Annotated in this window: 17 protein-coding genes; 10 read left to right on the top strand and 7 right to left on the bottom strand. The window is 72.7% G+C overall.

Annotated elements, in window-relative coordinates; genetic code table 11:
* Window positions 1-3 precede the first annotated feature (3 nt).
* Window positions 4-1326, top strand: coding sequence for an enolase C-terminal domain-like protein (locus HD593_RS36660; RefSeq protein ID WP_312903954.1), 1323 nt, complete (start codon window positions 4-6; stop codon window positions 1324-1326).
* On the opposite strand, the gene HD593_RS36655 is transcribed toward HD593_RS36660, so the two are convergent.
* Complete coding sequence (locus HD593_RS36655; RefSeq protein WP_185106506.1) at window positions 1323-2189, bottom strand: DUF72 domain-containing protein; 867 nt, start codon at window positions 2187-2189, stop codon at window positions 1323-1325. The genes HD593_RS36660 and HD593_RS36655 overlap by 4 nt on opposite strands.
* A 69-nt stretch (window positions 2190-2258) precedes the next feature.
* On the opposite strand from HD593_RS36655, the gene HD593_RS36650 reads away from it, so the two are divergent.
* The gene (locus tag HD593_RS36650; RefSeq protein ID WP_185106505.1) at window positions 2259-3116 is read left to right on the top strand and encodes an NAD(+)/NADH kinase; all 858 of its coding nucleotides are present in this window, start codon (window positions 2259-2261) and stop codon (window positions 3114-3116) included.
* Window positions 3117-3472: 356 nt separating this feature from the next.
* Here HD593_RS36650 and HD593_RS36645 read toward each other — a convergent pair whose 3' ends face one another.
* Window positions 3473-3940 (bottom strand): adenylyltransferase/cytidyltransferase family protein, encoded by a 468-nt coding sequence (locus tag HD593_RS36645; RefSeq protein ID WP_185106504.1) that lies wholly within the window; start codon window positions 3938-3940, stop codon window positions 3473-3475.
* A 171-nt stretch (window positions 3941-4111) separates the two neighbouring features.
* Here HD593_RS36645 and HD593_RS36640 point away from each other — a divergent pair, with 171 nt between their 5' ends.
* Complete coding sequence (locus tag HD593_RS36640; protein ID WP_312903953.1) at window positions 4112-4573, top strand: ATP-binding protein; 462 nt, start codon at window positions 4112-4114, stop codon at window positions 4571-4573.
* Window positions 4574-4605: 32 nt separating this feature from the next.
* Entirely contained in the window at window positions 4606-5835 is a 1230-nt protein-coding gene (locus tag HD593_RS64640; RefSeq protein WP_221525170.1) for a cytochrome P450, read from the top strand.
* Here HD593_RS64640 and HD593_RS36630 read toward each other — a convergent pair.
* On the bottom strand, window positions 5832-7091 hold the full coding sequence (locus HD593_RS36630) for an RNA polymerase sigma factor (RefSeq protein ID WP_185106502.1): 1260 nt from the start codon (window positions 7089-7091) through the stop codon (window positions 5832-5834). The genes HD593_RS64640 and HD593_RS36630 overlap by 4 nt on opposite strands.
* A gap of 118 nt (window positions 7092-7209) precedes the next feature.
* Window positions 7210-7551: a YciI family protein gene (locus tag HD593_RS36625; RefSeq protein WP_185106501.1), complete on the bottom strand. Its 342-nt coding sequence runs from the start codon at window positions 7549-7551 to the stop codon at window positions 7210-7212.
* Between the two features lie 136 nt (window positions 7552-7687).
* Between HD593_RS36625 and HD593_RS36620 the strand changes: the two genes are divergently transcribed.
* Window positions 7688-7924 carry a hypothetical protein gene (locus tag HD593_RS36620; RefSeq protein ID WP_185106500.1) on the top strand — a complete coding sequence of 79 codons (237 nt, stop codon included), beginning with the start codon at window positions 7688-7690 and terminating at the stop codon, window positions 7922-7924.
* Between the two features lie 20 nt (window positions 7925-7944).
* On the opposite strand, the gene HD593_RS64635 is transcribed toward HD593_RS36620, so the two are convergent.
* On the bottom strand, window positions 7945-8916 hold the full coding sequence (locus HD593_RS64635; protein WP_185106499.1) for a helix-turn-helix transcriptional regulator: 972 nt from the start codon (window positions 8914-8916) through the stop codon (window positions 7945-7947).
* A gap of 122 nt (window positions 8917-9038) precedes the next feature.
* Between HD593_RS64635 and thrS the strand changes: the two genes are divergently transcribed.
* The 4 genes from thrS to HD593_RS36595 all read left to right on the top strand — a co-directional run bounded on the left by thrS (window position 9039) and on the right by HD593_RS36595 (window position 13793).
* Window positions 9039-10280, top strand: coding sequence for a threonine--tRNA ligase (gene thrS, locus HD593_RS36610; RefSeq protein WP_312904467.1), 1242 nt, complete (start codon window positions 9039-9041; stop codon window positions 10278-10280).
* 89 nt (window positions 10281-10369) lie between these two features.
* Window positions 10370-12346, top strand: coding sequence for a TRAP transporter permease (locus tag HD593_RS36605; RefSeq protein WP_221525169.1), 1977 nt, complete (start codon window positions 10370-10372; stop codon window positions 12344-12346).
* Window positions 12343-13296 (top strand): TAXI family TRAP transporter solute-binding subunit, encoded by a 954-nt coding sequence (locus HD593_RS36600; protein ID WP_185106496.1) that lies wholly within the window; start codon window positions 12343-12345, stop codon window positions 13294-13296. Before HD593_RS36605 ends, HD593_RS36600 begins: the two co-directional genes overlap by 4 nt.
* 26 nt (window positions 13297-13322) lie before the next feature.
* A complete protein-coding gene (locus HD593_RS36595; RefSeq protein WP_185106495.1) occupies window positions 13323-13793 on the top strand; it encodes a DUF1850 domain-containing protein in 471 nt (156 codons plus the stop codon).
* Here the strand turns inward: HD593_RS36595 and HD593_RS36590 are convergent.
* Window positions 13749-14717, bottom strand: coding sequence for a magnesium transporter CorA family protein (locus tag HD593_RS36590; protein WP_312903952.1), 969 nt, complete (start codon window positions 14715-14717; stop codon window positions 13749-13751). The two genes, HD593_RS36595 and HD593_RS36590, sit on opposite strands and share 45 nt — an antisense overlap.
* A complete protein-coding gene (locus tag HD593_RS36585; protein WP_185106494.1) occupies window positions 14717-15424 on the bottom strand; it encodes a DUF72 domain-containing protein in 708 nt (235 codons plus the stop codon). The genes HD593_RS36590 and HD593_RS36585 overlap by 1 nt, the downstream gene beginning before the upstream one ends.
* Before the next feature lie 117 nt (window positions 15425-15541).
* Here HD593_RS36585 and HD593_RS36580 point away from each other — a divergent pair, with 117 nt between their 5' ends.
* Window positions 15542-17038, top strand: a complete 1497-nt coding sequence (locus tag HD593_RS36580) for a YibE/F family protein (protein WP_185106493.1) — start codon at window positions 15542-15544, stop codon at window positions 17036-17038.
* Window positions 17039-17083: the final 45 nt, after the last annotated feature.

Genomic DNA, 17083 nt, shown 5'->3' with positions numbered 1-17083 from the left:
CACGTGTCTCCCACGATCCAGCGCGTGGAGGTCGTCCCGGTCGCCGGGTACGACAGCATGCTGCTCAACCTCAGCGGCGCCCACGGCCCGTTCTTCACCCGCAACGTCGTCATCGTCACCGACTCCGACGGGCGCACCGGGCTCGGCGAGGTGCCCGGCGGCGAGGCCATCAGGCGGACCATCGAGGAGGCCGCCGAGCTGCTGACCGGCCGGCCGGTGGCCCGCTACCGGTCGCTGCTGCGGTCGGTGTCCGAGCGGTTCGCCGCCAGGGACGCCGGCGGGCGCGGCCTGCAGACCTTCGACCTGCGGACCACCGTCCACGCTGTCACCGGCCTGGAGTCGTCCCTGCTCGACCTGCACGGCCAGTACCTCGGCCTGCCCGTGGCAGACCTGCTCGGCGAGGGACGGCAGCGCGACCGGGTGCCGATGCTCGGCTACCTGTTCTACGTCGGCGACCCCGGCAGGACCGACCTGCCGTACCTGGTGGACGACGGCGGCGACGACGCCTGGTCCAGGCTGCGCCGCCGCGAGGCCCTCACCCCCGACGCCGTCGTCGCGCTGGCCGAGGCCGCGCGGGAGCGCTACGGCTTCACCGACTTCAAGCTCAAGGGCGGCGTGCTGCCCGGCGAGGACGAGGTCGAGGCGGTCAGGGCGCTGGCCGCCCGCTTCCCCGAAGCACGCGTGACGCTCGACCCCAACGGCGGCTGGCTGCTGTCCGACGCCGTACGGCTCTGCCGCGGCCTCGGCGGCGTGCTCGCCTACGCCGAGGACCCGTGCGGCGCCGAGGGGCGCTTCTCGGGGCGGGAGACGATGGCCGAGTTCCGGCGCGCCACCGGCCTGCCGACCGCCACCAACATGATCGCCACCGACTGGCGGGAGATGGCCCACGCCATCCGCTCCGACGCCGTGGACATCCCCCTCGCCGACCCGCACTTCTGGACCATGGCGGGATCGGTCCGCGTCGCCCAGCTCTGCCACGACTTCGGGCTGACGTGGGGCTCGCACTCCAACAACCACTTCGACATCTCGCTGGCCATGTTCACGCACGTCGGGGCCGCCGCGCCGGGCGACATCACGGCGCTGGACACGCACTGGATCTGGCAGGACGGCCAGGCGCTCACCACCAAGCCGTTCCAGATCACCGGCGGCGCGATCGACGTGCCCGCCACGCCCGGCCTCGGCGTCGAGCTCGACCGCGACGCCCTGGCCGCGGCCCACGAGCTCTACCTGCGCCACGGGCTCGGCGCCCGCGACGACTCCGTCGCCATGCGGTTCCTCGTGGAGGGCTGGGTCTTCGACCCGAAGCGGCCCTGCCTCGTCCGCTAGAAGAGGGTCAGGGGCTCGTCCGGTGCCGGGCCGTCCGGCATCGGGTCGGGCAGCGGCTCCAGCTCGGGAACGCCGGCGCGTACCTCGTCGTGGAAGCGGCGGGCCAGCCGCAGCGCGTCGGCGTTGTCCGGGGTGTGCACGAACACGGTCGGCTCCCTGCCCTCGCGCAGCCACCGCGTCACCTGCTCCACCCACGGCCGCCAGCCCTCGACCGTGTGCTTCTCGGCGTCGCGCCCCAGGTAGCGCACGATCGGGCGGGCGGTCAGCGCGCGGGTGCGGCGCGGCACGCGCGGCTTCTTCGTCCACGCGTCGCGCTCGGCGTCGCTGGTGGGCGGAGAGGCGAACATGACCGTGGTGTCGAACGGCACCCACTCCGCGTCCACCGGGGCCAGGACGCGCTCCAGCAGGCGCTCGGCGCGCTCATCCTCGAAGAACGCGCGGTGACGGACCTCCACGGCGTACCGGTGCTCCCGCGGGAGCCTCCTCAGGAACGCCGCCAGCGTGCCGGCGTCGGCGGGGGAGAAGGAGCCGGGCAGCTGGATCCAGAAGGCGTGCACCCGCGGCCCCAGCGGCTCCATCGCCTCCAGGAACGCCGCCACCTCCGCCTCCGCGCCCACCAGGCGGCGCTCGTGCGTGATCGGCTTCGGCAGCTTGATCACGAAGCGGAAGTCGTCGGACGTCTGCGCCGCCCACGACTCGACCGCGGCCCTGGACGGGGTGGCGTAGAACGTCGTGTTGCCCTCCACCGCGTCGCACCAGGTGGCGTAGGCACGCAGGCGGTCACCGGGGCCGAGGTGGCCGGGCAGGTACCGTCCTTGCCAGCGCGCATGTGTCCACATCGCGCATCCCACGTGAAGCCGCATGGGCACGACGTTATCGCCACCCGCGCCCCCTGGCGTTCCCGTGAATCGGGTGGTCGTAGTGTGGGCGGCATGGGCATGGTCGGGACGGTCGGGCTGGTACTGCATCCGCAGCGCGACTCCAAGAAAGCGATAGACACGATCCTGCGGTGGGCCGCCGGCAAGGGCGCCACCGTGCTCGGCCTGCCCGAGGAGGTGGGCCGCATCGACTGCACCGCCGTCCCCGTGGACGCCGCCACCCTGGTGGAGCGGGCCGACCTGCTCGTCGGGCTGGGCGGCGACGGCACGATGCTGCGCACGATGCGGCTGCTCGCCGGGCGGCCGACGCCCATCCTGGGGGTGAACCTGGGGCGGCTCGGCTTCCTCGCCGAGATCGACGTGGACGAGCTGGCGGGCACGCTGACGGCGATCGACGAGCACGCGTACACGATCGAGCCGCGCATGGCGATCCGCAGCTCGCTGGCGGGGGTGGAGGTGACGGCGTTCAACGACATCGCGCTCGTCCGCACCCCCGGTGACGGGCTGGCGGCCGTGTCCGTCACCCCGTCGGGCAGCCCCTTCGTCCGCTACTCCGCCGACGCCGTCATCGTGGCCACCTCCACGGGGTCCACGGCCTACAGCTTCTCCGCCGGCGGGCCCATCGTGTCGCCGCGGGTGGAGGCGGTGCTGGTGGTGGCCGCCGCCGCCCACTCGGCCTTCAACCGGGCGCTGGTACTGCCGGCGGACGAGGAGGTGACGCTCCAGGTGCTGCCCAGCAGCGGGCGGCTGGCCGTGGAGGTCGATGGGGCCGTGATGGGGCACCTGTCGCCGGGGGACAGCGTCACGGTGTCGGCGTGGCCGGGGGCCGCGAAGGTGGTGCGGTTGGGGACCACGTTCTACGAGCGGGCGCGCCGCAAGCTCCGCGTGGACGGCAGCGCCGAGGCCGACTGACGCGCCGCCGCCCCGCGCCGTCCGGCGCTGCCCCGTCCCGTCCGGCGCTGCCCCGTGCCGGCCCGCGCCGTCTCTTGGCGAGGTCCTGTCCCGGGAGCCTGGGCCGGCCTGTGCTGGCTCGGGCGCCGTGCGTGTTGCGCCGGGCCGCGCCGCACACCGTCCCGCCGACCCGGCGCAGGGGAGGGCGGCGGGTGTTCGCTGCACGCGTCGGGCGGCGCGGCGGGCGCCCCTCCGCGCATGCGGGGGCCCGGGCGGCGGGCACCCCCGCACACCGGGAGGGGCCGTGTGACGGGCGATTCCCGCGCCCGTGCCGGGCCCTGCAGCGGGTGCCCCGCGCGCGTGTCGGGGCGGGTGGGTCAGCCCTTGCCGGCCGCGTTGACGATGCGGGTGGTCGAGCGGTCGGGGATGGCGTTCATCTCCCAGCACTCGGCCCCCAGGATCGCCGCCGCCGCGGCGCGGGCGCCCGCGTGGGGGTCGCCCGCCGTGTGGGCGAGGGCCGCCGGGCGCATCGGGGCCAGGAGGTCGATGTAGTCCTCCGGGCCGTGCGCCTCGGGTGGTCCGGTCACGATGAAGACGCCGGTGACGAAGCGGAGCGCGGCCAGGACCTCGGCGCGCTCCGCCGATGGGTTGAACGGTCGGGTCGGCCCCTTCCACGCGCGCACGCGCGGATCGTCCTCGACGCCCACGATCAGCGGCAGCCCGCGCGCCGCCACGGCGCCCAGGTAGCGCACGTGGCCCACGTGCAGAATGTCGAAGACACCGGTCACGACCGCCGCCCCCGGCCGCTCGTACGGCTGCGTCCAGACGGCCTCCAGGCTGCTCACGCGACCTCCTGCTCCCCCACGGGCCTAGACGACTCGTCGATCGCAGCGTACTCGGTCGGTGAACCGGGGCGTGCAGGCGACCTCGGGAAAGGTCATTCCTACCTTTTCGCGATAATCTCCGGGTGCCCTCCGGGACGTCTCATAACGGCACCGGATTTGGGGGAGGTCACCGTGGCACCGCCGGACTCGCACCACGTGGACGGGGACGATCAGACCGGCGGCGGTGATCTCGTGGCCAGGTTGCCGGGGATGCCGTCCCAGGTGGCCAGGGCGAGGGAGCTCGTCACCGCGGCGCTCGGCCGCGACCATCCGCTCTACGACGACGTGGCGCTGCTCACCAGCGAGCTGGCCACGAACGCGATCCTGCACACCAAGTCCGGCGCCGGGGGCTCGTTCACGGTGAGCGTGGCCAGCTCGGCGACGGCGGTGCGGGTGTTCGTGGCGGACGGAGGGTCGGAGGAGCCGCCGTGCGTGTGCCGTACGAGCACGCAGGCCACCAGCGGCCGCGGCCTGCCGTTGATCGAGGCGCTCAGCCACCGGTGGGGGTTCATCCGGGAGGCCGGGTCGACGACGGTCTGGTTCGAGTGCCTGAAGGAACGGGTGCCCGCCCGCCTGGCCGTCCAGCCGTCTTGATCCGCGGCCGGTCCCGAAGGACCATGGTCAGCGTGAGTCGGGACGATGGCGACGACCGGAAGGTCGAGCGGCCAGGCGCGGGGCCGCGGCGGACCTGCCCGGTCCAGCGGGCGGACGACGGCACCTGGCAGGTGAGCGGCCTCGCGGCGGCCCGCGCCGTGCTGCGCAGCGAGGCGACCGTCCAGGCCGGGCTGGGTGTGGAGACGGTGGAGAAGCTGCCGGCCAGGGTCCGGCGGCCGGTGTTGTACCGGGACGGTCCCGAGCACCGTGAGGATCGGCGGCAGACGGCGCGGTTCTTCACGCCCCGCCGCGTGGACGAGCGGTATCGCGGGCTGATGGCGGAGGTCGCGGACAAGCAGCTGGCGAAGCTGCGGGCGGCGGGCGAGGCACAGCTGTCCGAGCTGAGCTTCGGGATGGCGATCGAGGTGGCGAGCGCGATCATCGGGCTCACCTCCGGCAGGCCGGGCATCCGCGAGCGGCTGGAGCGCTTCTTCCCCGAGAAGTACGGCCGGCCGGGCCTGACCAGCCTCCACGGCCTCTACTGGACCGTCAGGCAGAACGTCAACTGGCTGCGCGTCTACCTGGCCGACGTGCGCCCGGCGATCCGCGACCACCGCCGCGAGCCGCGCGACGACCTCATCTCGCACCTGCTGGACGACGGCTGCTCGGCGGCGGAGATCCTCGGCGAGTGCCTGACGTTCGCGGCGGCCGGGATGGTGACCACCCGGGAGTTCATCTGCGTGGCGGCGTGGCACCTGTTCACCGACGACGCGCTGATGGCCCGCTACCGGGAGGCGGACGAGCCGGAGCGGCTGGCCGTGCTGCACGAGATCGTACGGCTGGAGCCGGTGGTGTCCCGGCTGCGGCGGCGCACGACGGCCGCGATCGAGCTGCCCGGCGCCGGCGGGCCGGTCACGGTGCCGGCGGGCGCGCTGGTGGAGGTGCTGGTCGACGCGGCGAACACCGATCCCGCCGCCGTGGGCGCCGAGCCGCTGGCGGTGCGGCCTGGCCGGCCCGTGGGCGACGGTACGGGGGCCGCGGCGCTGGCGTTCGGCGACGGCCCGCACAAGTGCCCCGGTTCCGGCGTCGCGATCCTCGAGACCGACGTCTTCCTGACCCGGCTCCTGGCCATGGAGGGGGTCCGGATGGCGCGGGCCCCGAGGGTGACGTTCAACAACGACATCGGGGGATACGAGATCCGCGGCCTCGTTGTCGCCCTCCCGAGGTCGGAGGACCAGCCCCTGACGAGGTCAGGGGGCTAGTCGTCGCCCTCTCCTGAGCAGGTCTCCAGCCTGCGGCGCAGGTGCGCGCGCTCGGGCTCCGTGCCCGCCCAGCCGAGGGCCTGGCGGTAGGCGTCGGCGGCGGCGCGGTGGCGGCCGAGCCGGTGCAGCAGGTCGCCGCGCGCCGTCGGGTACGGGTGGTATCCGCGCAGCCGCGGCTCCCCGGCCAGCTCGTCGAGCAGCGCGAGCCCGGCCTCGGCGCCGTCGCGCATGGCCACCGCCACGGCCCGGTTGAGCGCGATCACCGGGGACGGGGCGAGCGCGAGCAGCACGTCGTACAGGGCCACGATCTGCGGCCAGTCGGTGGTGGCCAGGTCGGCGGCCTCGTCGTGCAGGGCGGCGATGGCGGCCTGCACGCCGTACAGGCCGGGCGGGCCGCCGGTGAGCGCGGCGACCACCAGGCCCTGCCCCTCCTCGATCATCGTGCGGTCCCACCGGGAACGGTCCTGGTCGTCGAGCAGGACCAGCTCGCCGTCCGCGCCGATCCTGGCCTCGTGGCGGGCGTGCACGAGCAGCATCAGGCCGAGCAGTCCGGCGATCTCCCGCTCGCCCGGCAGCAGCCGGCGCAGGATGCGCGCCAGCCGGATGGCCTCCTCCGCCAGGTCCGGCCGCTGCAGGTCGGGGCCGGTGCTGGCGGCGTACCCCTCGGTGAAGACGGAGTAGATCACCTGGAGCACGCCGGGCAGCCGCTCGGGCAGCTCGTCCGCGCCCGGCACGCGGAACGGGATGCGAGCCTCGCGGATCTTCTTCTTGGCCCGCACGATGCGCTTGGCCATGGTGGCGGGCGGCAGGAGGAAGGCGCGCGCGACCTCCTGCGTCGTCAGCCCGGCCAGGCAGCGCAGCGTCAGCGCCACCCGGTCCTCGGCGGGCAGAGCCGGGTGGGCGCAGGTGAAGAAGAGCTGCAGCCGCTCGTCCGGCAGCTCGCCGGACGAGCCGGTGCCGGCGGGCGCCGCGGGACCGGCGCGGTCGGCCTCCACCTGGAGGATGGCCAGGCGGGCCGCGTACGTACGGTCGCGGCGCAGCCGATCGACGGCCCGGCGGCGCGCGGTGGTCATCAGCCACGCGCCCGGGTTCGGCGGCACGCCGTCGGCCGGCCAGTGCACGAGCGCCGCCTCGATGGCGTCCGAGGCGACCTCCTCGGCCAGGTCCAGGTCGCCGAAGCGGCGCACCAGGGCCGCGAGGAGCCGGCCCCGCTCCTCGCGGAAGACCGCCTCGATGGAGGATCCCACTCCCGCCATCACCACTCCCTGCTCACTCGGACTCGGCTCGGTCGGACTCGGCTCGGTCGGACTCGGCTGGGTCGGACTCGGCTGGGTCGGACGCGGCTCGGTCGGACGCGGCTCGGTCGGACGCGGTTCAGTCGAACTCGGCGACCGGGCGGACCACGATGGAGCCGCCGCCGCGCGCGCCCGGGCAGCGGGCCGCCCAGTCGAGGGCGACGTCGAGGTCGGGCACGTCGATGACGTAGAAGCCGCCGAGGATCTCCCGCGTCTCGGCGAACGGCCCGTCGGTGACGGTCCGCTCGCCCGACGCGTTCACGCGGACGGTGGTGGCGGTGGTGAGGTCGGCGAGCGACTCGCCCGCGACGTACACGCCCGACTCCCTGACGGACTTGTCGTAGGCCACCCACTCCTCGAACGAGGCCGGCTCGGTGTCGCTCTCGGCGGCGGCGCTGTTGATCAGCAGCATGTACTTCATGTCCTGTCTCCCTGTCTCGTTGCGGCCTGAGTGCCGCGTCGCCATGTCCACGAACGGGACGAGCGCGGAAGGACACGCCCCCGGAACTTTTTATCCCTACTTTTCGGAAGCGGGTGGGCGAGGGCCGGGTCAGGTCTTGGTTGACGTGGTGAAGTCGCCGTCAAAGCCCGGCGAAATCAGTGGATATGTCATGGTCTGGGGTGATTTACGTGCCTATCGTGTGAGTGAGGGAGTGATGATGCAGGGGAGGAGTCATGGCCGGAATATCGGGCTTCCACGAAGGAGGAGGCTGCCGGGGGCGCTGGTGGCGCCGCCGTCGCTGCCGTCGTCGCCGCAGGCGCTGGTGGGGCTGGTGGTGAGCCGGGACCGGTGAGCCGGGCGCCTTGATCCCTGTCAGAGGTCGAGGCGGCACAGGCCCTCGGCCAGGGCCTTGGTGGTCAGGCGGGTGCGGCTGTCGCAGCCCAGCTTGGCGAAGATGTGCTCCAGATGCGTGGTGACGGTCCGGACGCTGAGCACGAGCGCGGCCGCGATCTGCGGGTTGGAGTCACCCGCCGCCACCCGGGTCAGCACGTCCACCTCCCGCCCCGTCAGGTCGTACGGCAGGCGGCAGCGCCGCTCGGCCGCCACAGCCCCCTGCAGCGTCCCCTGGAACCCGACGCCGGCCCGCAGCAGCCGCACCTCGTGCCACCGCCCGCCGGGGCCCGGCCAGAGCCCGTGCCGGCTCAGCTCGCGCGAGTCGATGAACGCCCGCGCGTACGCGGCCATCGCCGGATCGTCCCACAGCGCGGCCGAGACCTCGTGCCCCGGCACCTCGCGCCGCGTGCCGACCCGGTCGTAGGCGACCGCGCGGAAGCCGGGCGGCAGCCCCACCGGGTCGATCACGCACCTGCTCAGGTCGGTGACGTGCGCCAGCATCGGGCTGACCGCCGCCACCAGCGCGCCCGTGAGCCGCGGGAACGCCTCCCTGGACGCCAGGTGCAGCAGCCCCGTGTAGCGGCCCTCCCTCAGGAACAGCGGCGCCGTCAGCCCGGCCCGCCAGCCGTAGGGGGCGAGGTGGCGGCGGAAGTACCGCTCGGTGTCCGGCTCCGGCATGGGGACCGGCGCCCGGGTGGCGATCGCCTTGCGGTACGCCGCCAGCCCGGCGTACTCCTCGGCCGCGTCGCCGTCGATGCGCGGATGACCGTCGGAGACCACGCTGTGGTGCCGCCCGGTGGCGGGGTCGTACGCGACGAACTCGTAGGCGTCGAGCGGGACCACGCGGCGCAGCGCCGCCATCGCCCCGTGCGCGCCCCCGCCGCCCGCCACCTGGTAGCCGACCTCGGCGAACGCCTGGAGCTGGCGCACGTCCACGGTGATCTGGGCCACGGGGCTTTTATATCATTTGACGTTTTCAACGCCGAAGATCTACGCGAGGCCCGCGTGCTATGGTCGTGCACATGCAGCGCGCCTCCGTCACGACGACGCCGGACACCGTCCCGGCGCGCTGAATCCATGCTTCCCGGGCGGACGCCCGGGAGTGCTGGTCGTTCGCCCTTTCCACGGAGAGGATGATCATGAACGACCATCGCAGGCTCGGCCGTGAGCTGGGCATCTTCGACACCGATCCGCTGATCGGCGCCGGCCTGCCGTACTGGCTGCCCGCGGGCGCGGCCGTGCGCAAGGCCGTCGAGGACTACGTGTACGAGCTGGAACGCCGCAACGGCTACCAGCACGTCAACTCGCCGGTGCTCGGCAAACGCGAGCTGTACGAACGATCGGGGCACTGGGCCCACTACGCCGAGGACATGTTCCCGCCCATGATGGTGGGCGGGGAGGAGTTCGTGCTGCGGCCCAGCCTGTGCCCGCACCACGCGATCGTCTACCGCTCCCGGCAGCGCAGCCACCGCGAGCTGCCGCTGCGCATCGCCGAGCTGGGCGGCATGTACCGCTCGGAGCTGTCGGGCGTGCTGGGCGGGCTGACCAGGGTGCGAGCGATCCAGCTCAACGACGGGCACGTGTTCTGCGCGCCCGAGCAGGCCGCCGCCGAGGTGTCGGCCGCGCTCGACCTGATCGAGGCCGCGCACGAGCGGCTCGGCATCCGGGCCGCGCGCTACCGGCTGTCGCTGCGCGGCGAGGGTGAGAAGTTCGTGGACGACCCGGCCATGTGGGCGCGCTCGGAGTCGGTCCTGCGGGACGTGCTGAAGGAACGGGGCCGCCCCTACGACGAGGAACGCGGCGAGGGCGCCTTCTACGGCCCGAAGATCGACATCCAGATCGCCGACCCGGCCGGCCGCGAGTCGACCCTGTCGACCGTCCAGGTTGACTACTTCCAGCCCGAGCGCTTCGACCTGCGCTACGTGGGCGGCGAGCGGCCGGTGATGGTGCACCGCAGCGTGGTCGGCGGCATCGAGCGGCTGGTCGCGCACCTCATCGAGGTGCACGGCGGCGCCTTCCCCGCCTGGCTGGCCCCGGTGCAGGCGGTGGTGCTGCCGCTGTCGGACGCCGAAGGGGCCGGCGCCGAGGAGGTGCTGCGCCGGTGCGTGGCGGCCGGGCTGCGGGCCGAGCTGGTGCCCGCCGACCGGGGCAGCCTCGGGGCCAGGATCAGGGCGCACCGGCTGGTGCCGTACCAGCTCGTGGTGGGGCCGCGTGAGGTGGCCGGCGGGCGGGCGGCGGTGCGGCTGCGCGACGGGAGCCAGGCGGGGGAGGTGCCGATCGAGCGGCTGGCCGCGCGATCACGACCGTTCGGCTGACGAGCGGAAATCAAATGCGTAACAGAGGCTTCCCTGATCAAGTAAAAGGCTCGTAAAGTCCCTGCAACGCCGTGTCGGGGAGGACGCACTTGACCGAGCTGAGCGACCGAGAGGCAGAGCTGGTCTCGGCCCACGAGCAGGAACGTCCGGCACGACAATTGGGCGGGCCGCTCAAACTCGGCGTGTGGGTCGTGGGCGGGCTGCTCTCCGCGTATTCGCTGGTGGTGGTCTTCCGGCCGGTCGAGGCGATCGAGCACCGGATGACATTCCTGGCGGTGGCGCTGCCGCTGGTCTTCCTCTGTTACCGCTCCGGGATGGCGCCGTACGCGCGGCGCCTCCTGCGGCGGCCCGAGCCCGTCCCCCTGGGGGACGGGCCGCGGGTGGAGTGGCCGAGCGTGCTCGACTGGGCGCTGGCGGCGGTGTCGCTGGCGGTGCTGGTCTACCCGCTGCTGGACATCGACGCGTTCCGCGACCGGGGTTCGGGCGCGGCGCTGTCGGACGCGGACATCGTGGCGGGCGTGGTGCTGACGGTGCTGCTGCTGGAGGCGGTACGGCGCACGGTCGGCTGGTCCTTCGCCATCATTTGCGTCGTTTTCCTGATTTATGCGTACTACGGTGCATATTTGCCGATCGATTGGACCATCGGCCATATCGGGTTTGATATCGGGCAAATCGTGTCGCAGCTCTACACCGGCACCGAGGGCTTCTTCGGCGTCCCGATGCAGGTGGCGGCCAGTTACATCATCCTGTTCACCATTTACGGCGCGGTGCTCGACTACTCCGGCGCCAGCAAGTTCTTCATCGACCTGAGCTTCGCCGCCTTCCGCAAGTCCCGCGCCGCCCCCGGCCGCACCGTCACCACGGCCGGCTTCCTGCTCGGCACCGTGTCGGGCTCGGGCGTGGCCACCACCGTCAGCCTGGGCAGCGTGGCCTGGCCCGTGCTGCGGCGGGCCGGCTACCCCAGGGAGCCCGCGGGCGGCATCCTCGCGGCCGGCGGCATCGGCGCCATCCTGTCGCCGCCCACGCTCGGCGCGGCGGCGTTCATCATCGCCGAGTACCTCGGGGTCAGCTACCTCCAGGTGCTGCTCTACGCGACGATCCCCACGCTGCTGTACTACCTCGGCATCTTCCTGGCCATCGAGATCGACTCGCGCCGCTTCGGCACCCACGCCGTGCAGGTGGACGCCCCCGGGGCCGGGCGGCTGCTGCTGCGCTTCGGCTACCACTTCAGCTCGCTGATCCTCATCGTCGTGCTGATGGCGCTGGACCGGTCGGCGTTCCAGTCGGTCGTGATCGCCACGGCGGTCGCGTTCCTGCTGTCGTTCCTCGACCCCGCGCATCGGATGGGGCCCAGGCGGATCGGGCAGGCGCTGGCCAAGGGCGCGCTGGAGGTGCTGCCGGTGACCGCGGTCTGCGCGGCGGCGGGCATCATCGTGGGCTCGATCACGCTGACCGGGCTCGGCCAGAACCTGGCCGACATCATCGTGGACATCGGCGCCGGCAACCTGATCATCACCACCGTCATGGCGGCCGTCGCGGTGCTGCTGCTGGGCCTGGCCGTGCCGGTGACGGCCAGCTTCATCATCGCCGCCGTGATCATCGGGCCGGCGCTCTTCGACCTCGGCGTCACCAGGCCCGAGGCGTACATGTTCGTCTTCTACTACGCGGTGCTGTCGGAGGTGAGCCCGCCCACGGCGCTGTCCGCGGTCGCGGCGGCCGCGATCACCGGCGGCAACACGTACAAGACCATGATGATGACCTGGCGTTACACCTTGCCGGCGTTCCTGGTGCCGTTCGCCTTCGTGCTGACGCCCAACGGGCAGGCGCTGCTCTTCCAGGGTCCGATCGGCACCGTGCTGCTGATGACCGCGGTCTCCGCCGTCGCGGTGGCCGCGCTGGCCATGGCCACGGGCGGGCTGGCCGGCTGGCCCGAGCGGCTGCTGGCCGCGGTCGCCGCGGTGCTGCTGCTGTTCCTCGAGCCCGTCCCCATCGTCGCCGGCCTGGCCGTACTCGGCGTGGCCGCCGCCGTGCACCTCATCAGAAGCAGGAGAAGGAGAACAGCGTGAAGCGGATTCTCACGATCGTCGCCGCCGCCGTCCTGGCGGCCGCGGGCTGCGGCGGCGGTGGCGCCGGCGGCGGCTCGGGCAACCGGCTGTCGATCGCCACCGGCGGCACGACCGGCGTCTACTACGTCTACGGCGGCGGCCTGGCCCAGCAGCTCTCGGCCAACATCGCCAACACCCGGGCCACCGCGTCCGTCACCTCGGCCTCCGTCGAGAACATCAAGCTGCTGGCCTCCGGCAAGGCGCACATCGGGTTCTCCCAGTCCGACACGGCCGCCGACGCGGTGAACGGCAAGGACACCTTCACCGCCAAGCAGCCCGTCAAGGCCATCGCCCGCATCTACGACAACTACACGCACGTCGTGGTCGCCCCCGGCGTCGAGGCCACCAAGGTCGCCGACCTGAAGGGCAAGCGCGTCTCGCTCGGCCCCGCCAACTCCGGCACCCAGGTCGTGGCCAGGCGCATGCTGGAGGCCGCCGGGCTCGATCCCGACACCGACATCACCAAGCAGCAGCTGTCGATCAACGAGTCCGTCCAGGCGGTCAAGGACGACACGATCGACGCGTTCTTCTGGGTCGGCGGCCTGCCCACCGCCGGCATCACCGACCTGGCCACCAGCAAGCCGGACATGAAGATGCTCGACACCAGCGACGTGCTGGCGAAGATGCAGTCCACGTACGGCCAGCAGTACGTGGCGCTGAACGTGGACATGTCCGCCACCTACAAGCTGTCCGGCAAGCTCCAGACCGTCGGCATCGCCAACGTGCTGCTGGTGCCCGACTCGATGAGCGAGCAGCTCGCCTACGACATCACCAAGACCCTGTTCGAGAAGAAGGCCGAGCTGGCGAAGGTGCACCCGGAGGCCGAGAAGCTCGACCCGGCCATGGGCCAGCAGGTGGCCCCGGTCGGCCTGCACCCCGGGGCCGCGCGGTACTACAAGGAGAAGGGCTGATCCGCCTGCTCCTGGCGCTCGCGGCGGTGACGGCGCTCGGCACCGGCGACGGCGCCGGGCGCCTCACCGCCAACGGCCTCCCCGTCTCCCGGGGGTTCGGGATCGGGTACGTCCATTCGATCTACCGAGCCCCCTCCGCCGAGCTCTTCACCGTCGACGGCCCCCGCTTCACCATGCGGGCCGTCGTGTCCGTCAACGAGGGCGTGCTGGACTACTACGCGGTCGAGGGCGAGCGGGTGCGCCTGCCGGGAGGCCTGTGGCTGCTGCGGCTGGCCGAGCCCGCCACGTACGAGGAACTGTCGCTGCTGACCACCTCCATCGGCCGCAGGACGGTCATCTCGGGCGGGCGCTGCCTGCCTCTCTACCCGGCCTCGGGCGCCGGCGAGGTGCGGCTGTCACTCGTGCACACCCGGCGGGTCACGAGCCGGCCCTGCCCCGGAACCTTCGCGGCCCTACAGCCAGTCCTTCTTCTTGAACACCGCGTACAGTCCCGCTGAGGCCAGCGCCACCAGCACCGAGGACGTCCAGAAGCCGATCGGCTCCCCCGTCCCCGGATAGGGCACGTTCTGGCCGTAGAAGCCGGTGATCGCGGTCGGCACGGCGATGATCGCGGCCCAGCTCGTGACCCGCTTCATGATCTCGTTCAGCCGGAAGCCCTGCTGCGACAGGCGGGTCTCGCGCACGTTCGCGAGCATGTCGCGGATGGACTCCACCCACTCGGTGACGCGCAGGACGTGGTCGTAGACGTCCTCGAAGTACGGCTTCATGACGGGGTCGGCGACGAGGTCCTGGTCGCGGCGGAGCAGGGTGCCGACCACCTCGCGCATCGGGAAGGTGATCCTGCGCAGCTTGGTGGTGTCCTTGCGCAGCAGGTACATGGAGTGCTGCAGCGCCCTGCTCTCGCGCACGCCCTGCACGAACAGCGCCTCCTCCATCGCCTCGACCTGCCCGTCGAGGTCCTGCACCAGGTCGAAGTGCTGGTCCACGACGTAGTCGAGCAGGCCGTGCAGCAGGAACGTGACGCCGTGGCGGGCCATGCGGGCGCCCGCGTCCCAGCGCCTGACCACCCCGCCGATGTCGAAACGGTCGTTCTCCCGCACGGTGACCAGGGCGTTCGCGGTGACGAAGACGTCCACCTCGACGGGGACGAGCCGGCCCTGCTCCAGGTGCAGCCCGTACACGGTGATGAACAGGTGGTTGTCGTAGACGTCCACCTTCGGCCGCTGATGGTCGGTGAGGACGTCCTCGACCGCCAGCTCGTGCAGCCCCAGCTCCTCGCCGATCAGGGAGAGCTGGTCGGGCGACGGGGCGCACAGGTCGAACCAGACCGCGTTCGCCGGGTCCGCCACGTGGTCGGAGACCTCCTCGATCGGGAAGCCTTCCTTCTCCAGGACGCCGTTCCGGTAAAGCCGCGTGTGCACTAGGCGAGTCTGACAAATCGTCTCGCGTTCCGCACGGCCGCCCCTCCCGGATCGTTGTTGAAGTAGACGAACGCGTCCTCCCAGCCCGCCTCGCGCACCCGCGCGGCCCAGGTCCGCAGCGCGCCCTCGCCGTACGCCCAGCCGGACCGGCCCTGGTGCAGGCGCACGTAACCCCAGCCGGTCGTACGCCACAGCGGGCTCAGCGGCCGGCCCAGCCGGTCGGCCCAGCACAGGGCGGCACCCCGCGCGGCCAGGAGCCCCCGCACCTCCTCCGTCCACCAGGAGTCGTGGCGCGGCTCCACGGCCACCCGAACCCCCGCGGGGAAGCAGCCCAGGCACCGGTCCAGCCTGGCCGGATCGGCCTTCAGTGTCGGCGGGAGCTGCAGCAGGATCGGGCCGAGCTTCTCCTTCAGCCCCGCGGCGGCGCCCATCAGGCGCGCGACCGGCTCCTCCGGCTCGGCCAGCCGCTTGATGTGGGTGAGGAACCTGCTGGCCTTCACCGCCATCACGAACCCCGGCGGCGTACGCTCCCGCCAGGCGGCGAACGACTCCGGGCTCGGCAGCCGGTAGAAGGCGTTGTTGCTCTCCACGGTGGCGAACTCGGCCGCGTACGTCTCCAGCCAGAGCCGCTGCGGCACGCCCTCCGGATACAGGACCCCGCGCCAGTCCTTGTACTGCCACCCGGAGGTGCCCACCAGCCGTGTCATGGCATCTGGCCTACCCTGCGGGGCCGCGTGCAGTACAACTGTCCTAGTTCGTCACTCCTGTTCGTCACCCCTGATTCGTCACCCCTGTTCGTCACACTTCGGAGGATCTTTCACGCGATGGGCGCCAACCACGCGCACGGCACCGCCGTCCCCAGCTCGCGGCGTACCGTGGTGGCCGGCCTGGCCGTCCTGGTGCCGCTGGCCGTCGTCACGCTGATCGCCCTGGTGTGGCTCTGGCCGTCCGGCGGGAAGGAGGCCGCGCCGGCGCAGTCCGGCGTGCAGCGGCTGAGCGGCACGGTCGTCGGCGTCACGCTCAAGACGTGCCCGGCCGCCACCGAGGGCACGCCCCAGCACGACCCCGCCACCTGCGGGAACGCCGTCGTGAAGGTCGGCGAGGGGCCCGACGAGGGCCAGGACGTCGAGCTCCGCCTGCCCAGCGGGCCCGGGGCGCAGCACTTCGGCACGGGCGACGACGTGATCCTGCTGCGCGGGGCCGACGGCGCCTACCAGATCTCCGATCACGACCGGGGGCTGCCGCTGTGGCTGTTCGGGGCGGCTTTCGCGCTGGCGGTGATCGCCTTCGGGCGGTGGCGGGGGGTGACGGCGCTGGTGGGGCTGGCGGTCACGTTCGTGCTGCTGCTGACGTTCGTGATCCCCGGCATCCTGGAGGGGCGGCCGCCCATGCTGGTGGCCATCGTGGGCGCGTCGGCGATCATGCTGGCGGTGCTCTACCTGACGCACGGCTTCTCGCTCACCACGTCCGTGGCCGTGCTCGGGACGCTGGCCAGCCTCGCGCTGACCGGGGTGCTGTCGTACGCGGCGCTGGGGTTCGCCCGGCTCAACGGCATCACCGACGACAGCGCGCTGGCCCTGGACATGAGCCTGTCCATCGACACGCAGGGGCTGCTGCTGGCCAGCATCATCATCGGCGCTCTCGGGGTGCTCGACGACGTCACGGTCACGCAGTCGGTGACGGTGGCCGAGCTGGCCCACGCCAACCCGTCGTACGGCTTCGCCAAGCTCTACCGGGCCGCGAGCCGGATCGGGCGGGCGCACATCGCCTCGGTGATCAACACCATCATCCTGGCGTACGCGGGGGCGTCGCTGCCGTTGCTGCTGCTGTTCAGCATCGGGGAGCAGCCATTGGGAGAGGTTCTGTCGACGCCGGTCATCGCGCAGGAGATCGTCCGCAGCGTCGTCGGCACGCTCGGGCTCATCGCGGCCGTTCCCATCACGACGGCGCTGGCCGCCCTGACGGCCTCCCGGCGACTCGCGGATGCGCTCTCCCGGGAGCCGGGTCGGGGCGGGGAGCCCTTCGGGGCGCACGCGCACGAGGCCGAGCAGGAGGACTTCTTCTCCCGGCAGCCGGACCCCGACGAGGACTTCTTCTCCCGGCGGCCGGACCCCCACGAGCACGACGGGTTCTTCGCGCCGGAGCCCGCGCCGCTTGGCCGCCGTGGGATCGCGTCCGCTGCGCCGCCCGCGCGTGAGGACGGCGCCGCCTCGCGTGGTGGCTTCTTCACGCCGCAGCCGCGCCCCGACGCGCCCTCCCGCCCGGAGCCGTCCCCGGCCCCGGAACGCCCCGCCCGCCACCGCCGCCGCACGGGCCGCTAGCGGACGACCCGCCGCCACCGTCCGCCGCGCGGGGCCGTCGCGGAC

The organism is Nonomuraea rubra, assembly GCF_014207985.1.
GTDB lineage: Bacteria > Actinomycetota > Actinomycetes > Streptosporangiales > Streptosporangiaceae > Nonomuraea > Nonomuraea rubra.
This window is presented reverse-complemented; position numbering and strand designations above follow the sequence as displayed.